This is a genomic window from Silvimonas iriomotensis (genome assembly GCF_014645535.1).
Lineage (GTDB): Bacteria > Pseudomonadota > Gammaproteobacteria > Burkholderiales > Chitinibacteraceae > Silvimonas > Silvimonas iriomotensis.
Map to the genome: position 1 here is coordinate 254,819 of NZ_BMLX01000001.1, position 13,730 is coordinate 268,548.

13 protein-coding genes are annotated in these 13,730 nt (G+C 60.3%); 3 read left to right on the forward strand and 10 right to left on the reverse strand.

Annotation, left to right across the window (positions count from 1 at the left end; all coding sequences use genetic code 11):
* Window positions 1-7: 7 nt before the first annotated feature.
* The gene (locus IEX57_RS01150; RefSeq protein ID WP_188701454.1) at window positions 8-892 is read left to right on the forward strand and encodes an NAD(P)-dependent oxidoreductase; all 885 of its coding nucleotides are present in this window, start codon (window positions 8-10) and stop codon (window positions 890-892) included.
* Between the two features lie 29 nt (window positions 893-921).
* On the opposite strand, the gene rarD is transcribed toward IEX57_RS01150, so the two are convergent.
* The 3 genes from rarD to IEX57_RS01165 all read right to left on the reverse strand — a co-directional run bounded on the left by rarD (window position 922) and on the right by IEX57_RS01165 (window position 3,047).
* Window positions 922-1,797 (reverse strand): EamA family transporter RarD, encoded by an 876-nt coding sequence (gene rarD / locus IEX57_RS01155; protein WP_188701456.1) that lies wholly within the window; start codon window positions 1,795-1,797, stop codon window positions 922-924.
* 76 nt (window positions 1,798-1,873) lie between these two features.
* Window positions 1,874-2,362: an AtaL-like protein gene (locus IEX57_RS01160; protein WP_188701458.1), complete on the reverse strand. Its 489-nt coding sequence runs from the start codon at window positions 2,360-2,362 to the stop codon at window positions 1,874-1,876.
* Window positions 2,363-2,408: 46 nt separating this feature from the next.
* Window positions 2,409-3,047, reverse strand: coding sequence for a TetR/AcrR family transcriptional regulator (locus IEX57_RS01165; RefSeq protein ID WP_188701461.1), 639 nt, complete (start codon window positions 3,045-3,047; stop codon window positions 2,409-2,411).
* 103 nt (window positions 3,048-3,150) lie between these two features.
* Here IEX57_RS01165 and IEX57_RS01170 point away from each other — a divergent pair, with 103 nt between their 5' ends.
* A complete protein-coding gene (locus IEX57_RS01170; protein ID WP_188701462.1) occupies window positions 3,151-4,092 on the forward strand; it encodes an NAD-dependent epimerase/dehydratase family protein in 942 nt (313 codons plus the stop codon).
* A gap of 4 nt (window positions 4,093-4,096) precedes the next feature.
* Here IEX57_RS01170 and IEX57_RS01175 read toward each other — a convergent pair whose 3' ends face one another.
* From IEX57_RS01175 to IEX57_RS01195, 5 genes are all read right to left on the reverse strand, one after another.
* Window positions 4,097-4,846: a YdcF family protein gene (locus tag IEX57_RS01175; protein ID WP_188701483.1), complete on the reverse strand. Its 750-nt coding sequence runs from the start codon at window positions 4,844-4,846 to the stop codon at window positions 4,097-4,099.
* 75 nt (window positions 4,847-4,921) lie between these two features.
* Window positions 4,922-5,638 carry an ABC transporter ATP-binding protein gene (locus IEX57_RS01180; RefSeq protein ID WP_188701485.1) on the reverse strand — a complete coding sequence of 239 codons (717 nt, stop codon included), beginning with the start codon at window positions 5,636-5,638 and terminating at the stop codon, window positions 4,922-4,924.
* Window positions 5,635-6,405, reverse strand: a complete 771-nt coding sequence (locus IEX57_RS01185; protein ID WP_188701487.1) for an ABC transporter ATP-binding protein — start codon at window positions 6,403-6,405, stop codon at window positions 5,635-5,637. Before IEX57_RS01185 ends, IEX57_RS01180 begins: the two co-directional genes overlap by 4 nt.
* On the reverse strand, window positions 6,398-7,549 hold the full coding sequence (locus IEX57_RS01190; RefSeq protein ID WP_188701489.1) for a branched-chain amino acid ABC transporter permease: 1,152 nt from the start codon (window positions 7,547-7,549) through the stop codon (window positions 6,398-6,400). The genes IEX57_RS01185 and IEX57_RS01190 overlap by 8 nt, the downstream gene beginning before the upstream one ends.
* Before the next feature lie 16 nt (window positions 7,550-7,565).
* Complete coding sequence (locus IEX57_RS01195) at window positions 7,566-8,495, reverse strand: branched-chain amino acid ABC transporter permease (RefSeq protein WP_188701491.1); 930 nt, start codon at window positions 8,493-8,495, stop codon at window positions 7,566-7,568.
* 171 nt (window positions 8,496-8,666) lie between these two features.
* Between IEX57_RS01195 and IEX57_RS01200 the strand changes: the two genes are divergently transcribed.
* Window positions 8,667-9,056 carry a hypothetical protein gene (locus IEX57_RS01200; RefSeq protein ID WP_188701493.1) on the forward strand — a complete coding sequence of 130 codons (390 nt, stop codon included), beginning with the start codon at window positions 8,667-8,669 and terminating at the stop codon, window positions 9,054-9,056.
* Between the two features lie 43 nt (window positions 9,057-9,099).
* On the opposite strand, the gene IEX57_RS01205 is transcribed toward IEX57_RS01200, so the two are convergent.
* Together IEX57_RS01205 and IEX57_RS01210 are read right to left on the reverse strand one after the other, a co-directional pair.
* On the reverse strand, window positions 9,100-10,569 hold the full coding sequence (locus IEX57_RS01205) for an efflux transporter outer membrane subunit (RefSeq protein ID WP_188701495.1): 1,470 nt from the start codon (window positions 10,567-10,569) through the stop codon (window positions 9,100-9,102).
* On the reverse strand, window positions 10,562-13,723 hold the full coding sequence (locus IEX57_RS01210) for an efflux RND transporter permease subunit (RefSeq protein WP_188701496.1): 3,162 nt from the start codon (window positions 13,721-13,723) through the stop codon (window positions 10,562-10,564). Before IEX57_RS01210 ends, IEX57_RS01205 begins: the two co-directional genes overlap by 8 nt.
* Between the last annotated feature and the right edge of the window lie 7 nt (window positions 13,724-13,730).

The window sequence follows — 13,730 nt, forward strand, 5'->3', positions numbered from 1 at the left end:
TACCACAATGAAAGTCGGTCTGATCGGTCTTGGCAGTATGGGCGTGGGGATTGCCCACAATATCTTGCGTGCCGGCCACAGTTTGACGGTGTTTAACCGCAGCAAGGAAAAAGCCGCGCCGTTGCTGGCCGAAGGCGCGGCATGGGCGGACAGCCCGCGGGCGCTGGCCGCCGGCCAGGATGCTGTCCTGACCATGGTGGCAGATGACAACGCGCTGCAAGCCGTCACGCTGGGTGAAGACGGCCTGCTGGCGGGGCTGGCGCAAAACGCTGTCCATATCAGCATGAGCACGGTCAGCCAGGCGCTGGTGGCCTCTTTGGCCGCGGCGCACGCACGGCACGGTTCCGGTCTGGTATCGGCCCCGGTATTCGGCCGGCCAGATGCGGCGGCGGCAGGCAAACTGTTTGTGGCCGCAGCAGGCAAGCCCGCACATATTGATCAGGTGCGCCCGGTGCTGGAAGCCGTCGGGCAGAAGCTGTTTGAAGTGGGTGATCAGCCAGAACAGGCGGCGGTCGTGAAGCTGATCGGCAATTTCCTGATCAGTTGCGTGATTGAAGGCCTGGGCGAGGGCGCTGCGCTGGCGGAAAAAACCGGGGTTGCGCCAGAAAAACTGATGGAAGTGCTCACCGGCACCATCTTTGGCGCACCGGTTTACCAGATCTACGGCAAGCTCATTACCACGGGTGGTTACAAGAACCCGGGTTTTGCCTTGCCGCTGGGGGCAAAAGACAATCGTCTGGTGCTGCAGGCGGCAGAGGCGCATAACGTGCCGCTGCCGTTTGCCAGCGTGGTGCGGGATCGCTTTGTGCGCGGGATGGCGCAGGGCCTGGCAGGTGCGGACTGGTCTGCCATTGCCAGCCTGGCGCGCGAAGACGCCGGGCTGAACAACTAACACCCAGGGGCCGGCGCGAATGAACGGCGTTAGGTCTTTTTCATTCGCGCCATATAAAACCCTTCTGCGGTGTACAGCACAAGCGCCAGCCAGATCACTGCAAAACCCAGCAAGCGCGGGCCGGAGAACGGTTCGTGCCAGAGCAGCGCGCCCAGTAGCAACTGCACCGTCGGGCCGATGTATTGCAACAACCCCAGCAGCGACAACGGAATCTTGCGCGCCCCCGCAGCAAACAGCAGCAGCGGGATGGCGGTGATTGGCCCGGCCAGCACCAGCAGGCCTTGCAGCGGCGTGCTGCCGCCAAGCAGTGCGCTCTGGCCCTGACTGGCAAGCAGGGTCAACCAGAAGAGCGCAAACGGAAACAGCACCAGCGTTTCCAGCGTCAGCCCTTCCAGCGCGCCCAGCGGGGCGGTTTTGCGCAACAGGCCGTAAACCCCGAACGAGCCAGCCAGCCCGAGGGCAATCCACGGTAAATGGCCGGCCTGCACGGTCAGCCAGATCACGCCGGCCGCCGCCACGCCAATGGACGCCCACTGGCCCGCACGCAAGCGTTCGTGCAGGAACACCACGCCCAGCAGCACACTGACCAGCGGGTTGATGAAATAACCCAGACTGGCATCAATCACCTGGTTGTGGGTGACCGCCCAGATATACAAAAACCAGTTGGTCGACAGCAAGAGCGCGCTCAGCATGAAAATGCCGATCAGCCGCGGCTGGCGCACGGCATGACCCAGCCATGCCCAGTGGTGGCGCCAAAGCAGCACGCCGACCAGGAAAAACAGCGCCCAGACCATGCGGCAGAGCAGGATTTCCAGCGGCGCTACGCCATGCAGTGATTTCAGATAAAGCGGCAGCAGGCCCCAGATAAGGTAGGCCAGCGCTGCCTGAATGGCGCCTTGACGCATGATGTGTATGGCTTTGCAGAGTCAAAAAAAGGCCGGGTATTACGCCCGGCCTTGGTGTGCTGGATATTGCGTTATCTCAAGACTTGAGCTGGCCCGCGGCGGCGAGTTCACGAATACGCCGCACCGTATCGACATCCGCCGCGTGATAGGCCGATTTCACATACGAGGCAAAATACGCGTCGCTGGCGTCATCACTGCCCGGGGCAACGGTTTCTGGCAGCGGTGTGTTGTAGGTGAAGCGCACAAACAATTGGGCTTCGTCCGGGGCTTCGATGGTAATGGTCAGGCGGCCGCCAGAATGCTCATCGTTGGGCTGGGTGTGAAAATCGATCGTGCGGCCTTCTTCCCATTCGATATGGTCGCGCACGTGCAGTTTGCCCAGGCGGAACGAGCGCACCAGGTAATCATCACCGCGTTCATGAATGACCACCTCGGTGATGTCTTCCTGAAAATCCTGCGGTTTTTCGGCGCGCCAGAGCAGCGCCTGCCATACCTGTTCTGCGGTCAGGCTTTCCAGCAGCGGGTTCAGCGGGTCGTTGATCTGGACCAGGTGTTCAAAGTGCACGAGTAACTCCTCATTGGGCCGCGCCGGGCGCGGCAGGTATCCGGTTTCATGTTGCGGCAGGCGCAGGCGGCGCATCCAGCAGGCCGTACAGCTGCGTCTGCAAGGTGTGTTGCGCCAGCACTTCTGCGCTCTGGCTGACAAACAGCGGGCAGGTGAGCTTCAGGCTCACGATGCCATGCAGGCTGGCCCAGAGCATTTCTGCCAGTTGCGCGTCTGTCAGTTCACTGCGCAAGCGGTTGGCGGCCCGCAATTGGGTAAACGCGCCAACCAGTTCAAAAAAAGCTTTCTCGCCCGCACGCTCTTCGTCATTGCCGTCAGAGAGCGCGCTGGCGTATTCCGGGCTGACCATAAAAATCAGCCGGTAAGTCTCGGGATGCGTCAGGCCGAAATCCACATAAGACCTGGCCATGATCTGCAGCCGCTGGATCGGGTCTGGTTCATTTTCCATGGCCGGCACCAGCTCACGCGCAAAATCTGCATAGCCCGCAGCGCAGATGGCGCGGGCAATCGCATCACGATTCTCAAAATGCAGATAGAGGGTGGCAGGCGAATATTCAATGGCATCTGCGATTTTGCGCATGGATAGCGCAGCAAATCCCTCCCGCACCACGATCTCGCGGGCGGCTTCAAGGATGAGTTCGCGCAGTTGCGCCTTCTGTCGTTCTTTTCTGTCTGAGATAGCCATGACTGCAGTTTATGGCTTGACGAAATGAAGCGTCAATATATTATGAACACTGTTTAGTAAACATCGTTCAGTAAATATTGAAGTGTTCACAGGAGAGTCGATCATGGAAAAAACCGCATTGGTGGGTGCCACGGGTGCTATCGGTCACAGCATTGGCCAGGCGTTGTCGGCAGCCGGGCAGCACTGGCGGGCGATTGCGCGCTCGGCCTCGGCGCTGCAACAGCAGTTCGGGGCGGATGCTCTGGTGGAGCGGGTGACCTGGAACCCGGACGATGCGGATTCCATCAAAGCGGCGCTGCAAGGCATGGACACGGTGATTTACATGGTCGGTGTGCCGTACTGGCAGTTTGAATTGCACCCTGTTTTGCTGGGCCGCACGCTGGAAGCCGCCATTGCTGCTGGCGTAAAACGCTTTGTGCTGATCGGCACGGTCTACCCTTATGGTCGCCCGCAACAAGCGCGCGTCACCGAAGCACACCCGCGCCAGCCGCACACCTTCAAGGGGATGCGGCGCAAGGAACAAGAAGATTTGCTGCTGGCCGCGCATGCCGCCGGCCGTATTCAGGGCACGGTGTTGCGCCTGCCCGATTTCTACGGTCCGGGCGTGGAGAAAAGCTTTCTGGATGGCGTCTTCAAAGCGGCGGTTGCAGGCAAAACCGCAGACATGATCGGCCCGATTGATACCCCGCACGAGTTCGTGTTTGTGCCAGACGTGGGCCCGGTGGCGTTGCGGCTTGCCGCTGAACCGCAAGCGTATGGCCGGGTGTGGCATCTGGCCGGGGCCGGGGTAACCAGCCAGAAGCAACTGGCACAACAGATTTTTGCCGCCGCCGGCTCAACCCTGCGCACGCGCGTACTGGGCAAGCTGGGCCTGCGCCTTCTGGGTTTGTTCAACCCCATGCTGCGCGAGATGGTGGAGATGCATTACTTGCAAACCGAGCCCGTCATCATGGATGACAGCGCGCTGCATCAACTGCTTGGCGCCATTCACAAGACATCGTACGAAGAGGGCATTCGCCAGACGCTGGCGGCCACGCGCGCCTGAGCGGCTAACGGCGATACCAGAGCATGCCCAGATATTCGTGCAGCGCCCAATAGCTGGTGCTCAGGCCATCGGGCGCGGGCAGCAATTGTAGCGCGGAGAACGGCCGCTGATTCTGGTACGAGGTCGGCGCCAGCGTGACCTCAAACCCGGCACGCCGGAATACCAGTTGCGCGCGCGCCAGATGCCAGGCGCTGGAGACCAGCGCAATGCGCCGATAGCGCGGCAGCATTTGCTGCGCCAGAAACGTGGCGTTGTCGGCTGTATCGAGCGCGCGGGTTTCGGTCCAGACCGGCGTAATGCCATAGTCCTGACGCAAGACGCGCGCCATCAGTTCGGCCTCGCTGACGGTTTCGCCAAAGGCAGCCCCGCCAGAGAGTGCCACAGGCTTGCCGGTGGCGCGGGCCAGGCGCGCTGTATAGCGCACGCGCTCGGCGCTGGTGGCGTTCACATCACGTTCATCCGGCGTTTGCAGGGCGCCAAACACGGTGCCGCCGCCCAGACAGACAATTGCATCGGTCTGCGCCAGCGCCGCCGGCGTAATGGGCGGCGGCTCCAGCGTGGCGATCAGGGCATGGCTGATGAGCGGGGTCGACAAGGCATACATGGTGGCCAGGTTGAACGCCAGCAGGGCGCGCGCCAGCGCTGAGCGGCGCCGCCACAAAACCAGGCTGAGCACGCCCAGCGCGATGTGGATACCCGGCGGCAGCAAGAGCGCGCTGATGGCGTTCTTGATCAGGAAAGAGGCAGCGATCATGGTCTGTGCGGCAATAAGCAAACGGGTCGCATGATGCGACCCGTTTCGTGGTGTGGCAAGCGCCGGGCAGGGCGCTTATTCACCAAGGTAGGCGTGCTGGATGCTCTCATTGGCCAGCAGGTTGGCCGCCGTATCGGCCAGCGTGATCTTGCCGGACTCCATCACATAGCCGCGGTTGGCGGTTTGCAGGGCCAGGCGGGCGTTCTGTTCGACCAGCAACATGGTCACGCCCTCGGCGGCGATCATGCGGATGATTTCAAAAATCTTCTGCACGATGATCGGCGCCAGACCCATGGACGGTTCGTCCAGCAACAACAAGCGCGGGCGGCTCATGATGGCGCGGCCCATGGCCACCATCTGTTGCTCGCCACCGGACAACGTGCCCGCCAGCTGCTTTTGCCGCTCTTTCAGACGCGGAAACAGTTGATAGACGCGTTCCATATCAATGGCGATATCGGCTTTGTCGTCACGCGTGTAGGCACCCATCTGCAGGTTTTCTTCCACGGTCAGGCGCGAAAAAATCCCCCGGCCTTCCGGCACCATGGCCAGCCCGTTTTTGACATAAGCGTAAGAGGGCAGCTTGAGCGTCGGCTGGCCTTCGTACAGGATCTCGCCCCCAGCGGGTTTGAGCATGCCCACCAGTGTTTTGAGCGTGGTGGTTTTGCCGGCGCCGTTGGCGCCAATCAGCGCCACGAGTTCGCCCTTGTTGATTTCCAGATCAATGCCTTTCACCGCCTGGATGCCACCGTAGGCCACTTTCAGGTCTTTGACTTGCAACAGCGGTGTACTCATTCCGGAGCGACTCCAAGGTAAGCTTCAATCACGCGTGGATCATTCTTGATCTCTGCCGGGACGCCTTCTGCAATTTTCTTGCCGTAATCCAGCACGGCAATACGATCACACAGGCCCATCATCAGTTTGACGTCGTGTTCGATCAGCAACACCGTCACCCCGTCACCGCGGATTTTTTCCAGCAGCGCTTTAAGCGCCACGGTTTCTTTCGGGTTCATGCCGGCAGCGGGTTCATCCAGCGCCAGCAGGGTAGGGTTGGTGCCCAGCGCCCGCGCAATTTCCAGCCGGCGCTGATCGCCATAAGAGAGATTGCGTGCGGTTTCTTCAGCATGTTTCTGGATACCGACATAAGCCAGCAACTCCAGCGCCCGGGCGCGGATTTTGGCTTCTTCGGCGCGGGTTTTCGGGCCACGGAACACCGCGCCCAGCACGCCGGCGCGAGTGCGCACATGCTGGCCGACCATGACGTTTTCCAGCGCGGTCATATTGGCAAACAGCCGGATGTTCTGGAACGTGCGCGCAATGCCGCTCTCGACCACGACATACGGTTTTTGCCGGAACAGGTTGATGCTGTTGAAGACAAATGTGCCTTCATCGGGCTGATACAGCCCCGTCAGCACATTAAAGAGCGTGGTCTTGCCGGCGCCGTTCGGCCCGATCAAACCGTAGATTTCGCCCTTGTTGATGGTCAGGCCCACATCGTTCAGCGCGTGCAGCCCGCCAAAGCGTTTGTGAATGCCTTCAATACTCAGCAATGTTTCAGCCATGGGCACGCTCCGCGTCCTGCAAACCGGACTTCTCTTGTTCAGCAACGGCATCGGTGGCGTGCAACTCGGCACGGCGGCGGCGCGACGGCCACAGACCCTCCGGGCGCAGCAGCATGATGATGATCATGGCCAGACCGAACAGCAGCATGCGCAGGTTTTCCGGATCAATCAGCCGGCGGCCAAACAGGCCCTCTTGCAAGGGGTTGATCACGTCACGCAGGATTTCCGGCACGATCGACACCAGAATCGCCCCCAGGATCACACCTGGAATATTGCCCATGCCGCCCAGCACCACCATGCACAACACCATGATGGACTCCATCAGCACAAAGGATTCCGGGCTGACAAAGCCCTGGAAGCTGGCAAACAGCGCGCCGGACACACCACCAAATGAGGCGCCCATGGCAAAGGCCAGCAGCTTGACGTTTCGGGTATTGATGCCCATGGCGTTGGCGGCGATTTCGTCTTCCCGGATGGCCACCCAGGCGCGGCCGATGCGCGAATACTGCAAGCGTTGCGTCACAAAGATGATCAGGCAGCAGAACGCCAGGATCAGGTAGTAATACGTGTGCACCATCTCGAACTTCAGGCCCATCCAGTAAATTGGCTTGCCGAAGTCATAACCTGCCAGGTGCACCGGGTTGATATTGTTGATGCCTTGCGGGCCGTTGGTGATGTTGATCGGGCGATCCAGGTTGTTCATGAAGATGCGCACGATCTCGCCAAAGCCCAGCGTCACAATCGCCAGATAATCGCCGCGCAGTTTCAAGGTTGGCGTGCCCAGCAAAATACCAAAGATGCAGGCCACCAGCGCACACAGCACCACCATGATCAAAAACGGCGGATGCTGCATCCAGATGGGCATTACCGCTTGCAATTGCGGTGAATTGAAAATGGCATAGCAATACGCGCCGACGGCGTAAAAGGCGATGTAACCCAGATCCAGCAGACCGGCAAAGCCGACCACAATGTTCAGGCCCAGCGCCAGCATGATGTACAAGAGCGCGAAATCAACGGCCCGAATCCACGACTTGCCATTGGCAAAACCGGCGCCCAGCACCCAAGGCAAGACCAGCAGCACGGCAGCAAACACAAACAGCGCAATTTGCCGCTGACGATGGGTTTTCAGAAAAGCAGGATACATATCTGGTTCTCTCCGCTCAGGCGCGCTCGGCAACGCGTTCGCCCAACAGGCCGGACGGGCGGAATACCAGCACCAGGATCAGCACCAGGAAGGCAAAGATGTCCTTGTAGTTGCTGCCAAGGAAACCGCCAGTCAGATCACCCAGATAACCAGAACCCAGGCTCTCGATAATGCCCAGCGTGATCCCGCCCAGCACGGCGCCCTGCAGGTTGCCGATGCCACCCAGCACCGCGGCGGTGAAGGCTTTAAGGCCAATCAGAAAGCCCATATAGGGGTGTGCCTGATCGTAGTTGGCCGCCACCATCACGCCCGCGACCGCGCCCAGCGCGGAACCGGTGATGAAGGTCATGGAAATGATGTTGTTGATGTTCACACCCATCAGCCCGGCGACTTCCGGGTTCTGGGCGGTGGCCCGCATGGCGCGGCCCAGTTTGGTCTTTTCGATCATGAAAAACAGCCCCGCCATCAGCACGATGGCCAGGATGACGATGGCGACTTGCAGATCGGTGATCGCGGCGCCAAAGAAATCATGCACGGTTTGCGGCAGGATTTCCGGAAACGGCCGGTAGCTGCGGCCCCAGATCAGGCTGGCGACCTGTTGCAGCACAATCGATACCCCAATGGCCGTGATCAGCGGCGCCAGACGCGGTGCGCGGCGCAAAGGCCGGTAAGCGATGCGTTCCACCGCAAACCCCAACAGCGCGGAAACCGGAATGGCCATCAAAAGGCCTGCCAGCAGCATCAGCGGCCCCGGCAAATGAATGTTGTGCCCGACCAGCACGTTGATGCAGGTAATGGTCACCATGGCGCCGAACATGACAATTTCGCCGTGGGCAAAATTGATCAGCTGCATGATCCCGTACACCATCGTGTAGCCCAGCGCGATCAGCGCATAAATGCTACCGATCACCAGACCATTGATGATCTGTTGCAGAAAAATATCCACGTTGCTTCATCCTCTGATGACTGCTTGTATCTGTAACTGGCAAAACTGACGAATGAACCTGTGGACGGGCGCTTATGGAGCCGCTGCCACTGTCGCCTTGCTTGTGGCAAAAGGCAGACGTCTGGAGGCGATCCCACGGGGTTGTGTTCGTTGGAACGGATGCAGTCAGCTATGAAATCAACCATAACAGTTGCTTCGGTCAACCTTACCCGCCGCAGTTTTGAGCGAACACCTGCTGCTTTCCCTTACAGTCAAGTCTTTAGTTTTGCATTTGTGACATATTCCCGAGCCAGGACGCAAACTTGCTGCGACGCGGTGTGGGCTGGTGTTCACAGAAAGGGTGCGCCGGCCGCAAACCCGTTGCTGGCCTGCGTTACGGCCCCAAGCAGGATGCGTGCCCACCTGAAAAATCACCGCTGCCAGACGGGCAATCGCGGCATTTCCATGGCGTGTTTTCCGGTGACCAACCCGTGGCCTGATCTGTTCTGCACTGCACTGGTGCATGCAATGAATGAAAACGGCCCGCAGTCTGTCAGGCTGCGGGCCGTGGTTTATGGCTGATCAATGGCGTGCAAAACGGGTTGGTGTTTGTTGGCGGCAATAATCAGGGTGTGGCTTTTTGCGCACTGCTGGCCGCCTGATCTTCACTAAGCCGCCAACCGCCCCCCACAGCCTTGTACAACGCCACGCGATCATTCAGTTCAGACAACTGGGCCTGGACCAGCGAAAGCCGCGCATCAAACAGGTTGCGTTCGGTATCGAGCACGTCCAGATAGCTGGAATAACCGTTGTCGTAGCGCAGATTGGCCAGCCGTAACTGGCGGGTCAGCGCCTGCACCTTGTTCTGCAGCGCCTGGGTGGCTTTGGCTGCCTGATCGTTCACCACCAGCGCACCGCGTACATCGCCAAACGCGTTCTGCACCGTCCCGCGGTAGGCCGCCAGCGCTTCTCTTTCCACGCCGCGTGCCTGATCGACTTGCGCTGCGGTCAGGCCGCCGTTAAACAGCGGCATGCCCAGGTTGCCGGCAAACGACCATGTCTTGGCGGCACCGGTAAAGAGGTCGCCAAACGCCAGGCTTTCCACGCCCGCCAGCCCGGTCAGGCTGATGGTCGGGAAATACGCCGCCCGGGCCGCTTCAACCCGCGCCCGCGCGCCGATCAGCGTGGCTTCTGCCTGCTGGATATCCGGTCGGCGCAGCAACAGGTCAGAGGGCAGGCCGGCAGGAATCACCGGCGGGTGGCCGATCTCGTCTATGCGTTTGCCGCGCTCGGGCAGGGTCTCGATGATCTGCTTGGGCGTTTCGCCCAACAGTACCGCCAGCGCTGATTCAGTCTGCGCGATCTCGCCCACCAGATTGGGTTCGGTCGCCTGCGCGGTGTTCAATTCAGCCTCGGACTGACGCACATCCAGTTCCGAGATCAACCCGCCCTTGAAGCGTTTGGACTGCAGATCGTAACTTTCCACGCGGGACTGGATGGTGTCGCGCGCGATCTGCAACTGACCATCCAGCGCGATCAGATTGAAATACGTCTGCGCAACTTCGGCATCCAGCGCCAGGCTGACGGCATCGCGGTTGTATTCCGCTGCCAGCAAGTCACGTCGTGCGCCTTCGGTCAGGTTGGCCAGACGCCCCCAGATATCGAGTTCCCATGTGGCGACACCGGCCAGCTGGTAGTCGTTATAAGTGCCCAGCGTCGCTTGCGGGCCTTTGCCGGAAACCATCTGCCTGGCGCCAGCGCCTTGCAGGTTCAGTTGTGGCAGCTGTGCCGAGGAATTGATCCCCAGCACTGCGCGGGCTTGATCGACGCGCGCCACGGCCTGCGCCAGGTTCTGGTTATTGGCACGTGCGGTCTGGATCAACTGCGCCAGCAGCGGGTCGCCAAACTGGTCCCACCAGTGGGTGTCGATCCAGCCGGCATCGGTCTGCATTTTGTCCGCAGCCGGCAACTCGGTTGCCGGGGCTGTTTTGTCGGGCTGCATGAAGGCGCAACCGGGCAAGGCCACAGCGAACAGGGTGCAGAGCAGGGCGCGGCGCAAGGCGGTCAGGGGCAGCACTTTGACGGGCTTATTCATGATCAGCCCCCTGATGCTCAAGTGCCGGTGCCGGCGGTTCATCCGGTTTTTTCTTCTTGCTGCCCATCCCCATGATCAGGCGGAAGAAGAGCGGCACAAAGAAGGTGGCAATGCAGGTGGCCGCCAGCATGCCGCCAATCACGCCAGTACCGATGGAGTGACGGCTGGCTGCGCCGGCGCCCGAAGAGGTCACCAGCGGCACGCAACCCAGGATAAAGGCGAGCGAAGTCATCACGATCGGGCGGAAACGCAGGCGGGCGGCTTCCAGCGCGGCGTCATACAGCGACATGCCCTCGTGGTGTTTTTCAACCGCAAATTCCACGATCAGAATGGCGTTCTTTGCCGCCAGGCCGATCAGTGTCACGAGGCCGATCTGGAAATACACATCGTTGTTCAGACCAACCAGCCACACCGCCAGCAAGGCACCAAAGAGCCCGAACGGCACCGCGGTAACCACGGCAATCGGCAGGGTCCAGCGTTCATACTGCGCGGCCAGGATCAGGAACACCATGATGATCCCGAACACAAAGGCCTGCGTGGACGTGCTGCCCGCCAGTTTTTCCTGGTACGCGCTACCCATCCAGGTCAGGGTGAAGTCGCTGGTGAGCACCGAATCTGCCACTTCTTCGGCCGCAGCAATGGCCTGGCCGGTGGAGTAACCCGGCGCCGGCGTCAGCATGACCTTGCCGGCGGAGAAGACGTTGAACCGCTCCACCAGCTCAGGGCCGACCACGGGCTTGACCGTGACCATGGCGCTGAGCGGAATCATCTGGCCATTGTTGGACCGCACATACACGTTGCGCATGTCGTCGGCAGAAGAGCGGAAATCTGCTTCAGACTGCAATTGCACCTTGTAGGTACGACCAAAGATGTTGAAGTCGTTGACGTATTGCGCGCCGAAGGTAGCCGCGATGGTGTTGAACACCTGGTTCACCGGTACGCCCAGCGTCTTGGCCTTGTCGCGATCCAGATCAAAAAACACCTGCGGCACGGTGGCGCGGTAAGTGGTGCTGACCGCAGAGAACTCGGGCCGTTTCTTGGCCGCTTCCAGGTAAGACTGGATCGCCTGCTGGATGGCGGCAGGATCAGTAGTGCCACGGCTCTGGATATACGCTTCAAGACCGCCCGTGGTCGACATCCCGGTAATGGGCGGCGGGTTGAAGGCCAGCACTACGGCGTCGCGGATGCGGGCGCCGGCAAACATCACCTTGCGCGCCAGCGAGAACGAATCTTCGCCATCGCCTTTACGCTCTTTCCAGTCTTTCAGTGTCACGAATGCGGCGGCACCGTTGGAGCGGTAGGTGCTGGACAACAGATCAAAGCCGGAGAACGTCAGCGTTTGCGCCACATCCTTGTTCTTGGTCAGGGCGGCATCAAGCTGCCCGGTCACGGCCTCGGTCCGTGCCAGCGAAGCGGCATCGGGCATGATCGGAATGACCATCAGATAGCCCTGGTCTTCATCAGGCACAAGGCCACCCGGGACCGTCTTGAACAGCAGGAACAGGCTGATGATCATGGCGCCGAAGATCACGAAAGCAATGCCGACGCGACGGTTCAGGAACGCCACACCGCCGACGTATTTGTTCGTCATCTTGTCAAAGCCACTGTTGAAAGCCCGGAAGAACCGGTTGGGCTTGCTGTGTGTGGGTTTGAGCAACAAGGCGCACAGGGCTGGCGTCAGCGTCAGCGCCACCAGGCCGGAGATCACCACCGAGACCGCAATCGTGACGGCAAACTGTTTGTACATCACCCCCGTCATGCCGCCCATGAAGGCGACCGGCAGGAACACCGAGCACAGCACCAGCACAATCGCCACCACCGGGCCGGAGACTTCTTCCATGGCCTTGATGGCCGCTTCCTTGGGCGGCAGGTGTTCGGTACTCATGATCCGTTCGACGTTTTCCAGCACCACGATCGCATCATCCACCACGATACCGATCGCCAGCACCATACCGAACAAGGTCAACAGGTTGATGGAGAAACCCAGTGCCTCCATCCCGGCAAAGGTACCAATCAGCGAAACCGGCACGGCTAGGCAAGGGATCAGCGTGGCGCGTGCGTTCTGCAAGAACACATACACCACCACGAACACCAGCAAGATGGCTTCAAACAGCGTGTGAACCACTTCTTCGACCGAAATCTTCACGAAGGTGGTGGTGTCATACGGGATGTCGTACGTCAGGCCATGCGGAAAGCGGCCCTTGAGTTCCTCCATCTTGGTGCGCACGGCTTCCAGCGTTTTCAGCGCGTTGGCACCCGGTTGCAGGTAGAGGGCGATACCCACGGTCGGCTTGCCGTTGTGCTTGGCGACCACGTCATAAGCGTTGGAACCCAGTTCTACCCGCGCCACATCTTTCACGCGGGTTTGCGAGCCATCCGGGTTGGCGCGGACGATGATGTCCTCAAACTCCTTGATGCTGGACAGACGACCCTTGGCAGTTGCCGTATAGGTGAACTCTTGCGGGCGCTTGGGATCGCTTGGTTCTGCACCGATCTTGCCAGCGGAGAACTGCTGGTTCTGCTCGGAAATGGCGTTTTGCACGTCAGTCGGCGTCAGACCCAGTTGCGCAACCTTGTCCGGGCGCAGCCAGACGCGCATGGCGTAGTCACCGCTACCGATGATGGACACATCACCAATCCCGGGAATCCGCTTGATTTCATCGACCACGTTCAAGGTGGCGTAGTTGGACAGGAACAGCGCGTCCTGGGCACCAGTGGAGGAATCCAGCGTCACAAAGGCCAGGATGGAGGTGGATTTTTTCTTCACCGTCACGCCCTGACGCTGCACTTCCTGCGGCAACTGGGCCATGGCCGCCTGGACGCGGTTGTTGGTGTTGATGGTGGCCTGGTCAGGGTCTGTGCCGATGGCAAAGTACACGTTCAGCGTCATGGCGCCGTTGGAGGCCGCCGACGATTGCATGTACAGCATGCTTTCCACACCGTTGACCTGCTGCTCGATCGGCGCGGCCACGGTTTCGGCAATCACCTGGGGCGAAGCGCCCGGGTAGTTGGCAGTAACGGTCACCACCGGCGGCACGATCTGCGGGTACTGTTCGATCGGCAATGCCTTCATCGAGACCAGACCGGCCAGCACGATGATGATGGAAATGACGCTGGCAAAAACCGGCCGTTCAATAAAGAACTTTGAGAACATGGCCGCT

Excerpts from the sequence above, each read along its gene's own strand:
- IEX57_RS01150 (WP_188701454.1), top strand. The coding sequence starts at position 8 with ATGAAAGTCGGTCTGATCGGTCTTGGCAGTATGGGCGTGGGGATTGCC.
- rarD (WP_188701456.1), bottom strand. The coding sequence starts at position 1,797 with ATGCGTCAAGGCGCCATTCAGGCAGCGCTGGCCTACCTTATCTGGGGC.
- IEX57_RS01165 (WP_188701461.1), bottom strand. The coding sequence starts at position 3,047 with ATGGCTATCTCAGACAGAAAAGAACGACAGAAGGCGCAACTGCGCGAA.
- IEX57_RS01170 (WP_188701462.1), top strand. The coding sequence starts at position 3,151 with ATGGAAAAAACCGCATTGGTGGGTGCCACGGGTGCTATCGGTCACAGC.
- IEX57_RS01175 (WP_188701483.1), bottom strand. The coding sequence starts at position 4,846 with ATGATCGCTGCCTCTTTCCTGATCAAGAACGCCATCAGCGCGCTCTTG.
- IEX57_RS01180 (WP_188701485.1), bottom strand. The coding sequence starts at position 5,638 with ATGAGTACACCGCTGTTGCAAGTCAAAGACCTGAAAGTGGCCTACGGT.
- IEX57_RS01185 (WP_188701487.1), bottom strand. The coding sequence starts at position 6,405 with ATGGCTGAAACATTGCTGAGTATTGAAGGCATTCACAAACGCTTTGGC.
- IEX57_RS01190 (WP_188701489.1), bottom strand. The coding sequence starts at position 7,549 with ATGTATCCTGCTTTTCTGAAAACCCATCGTCAGCGGCAAATTGCGCTG.
- IEX57_RS01200 (WP_188701493.1), top strand. The coding sequence starts at position 8,667 with ATGAAATCAACCATAACAGTTGCTTCGGTCAACCTTACCCGCCGCAGT.
- IEX57_RS01205 (WP_188701495.1), bottom strand. The coding sequence starts at position 10,569 with ATGAATAAGCCCGTCAAAGTGCTGCCCCTGACCGCCTTGCGCCGCGCC.
- IEX57_RS01210 (WP_188701496.1), bottom strand. The coding sequence starts at position 13,723 with ATGTTCTCAAAGTTCTTTATTGAACGGCCGGTTTTTGCCAGCGTCATT.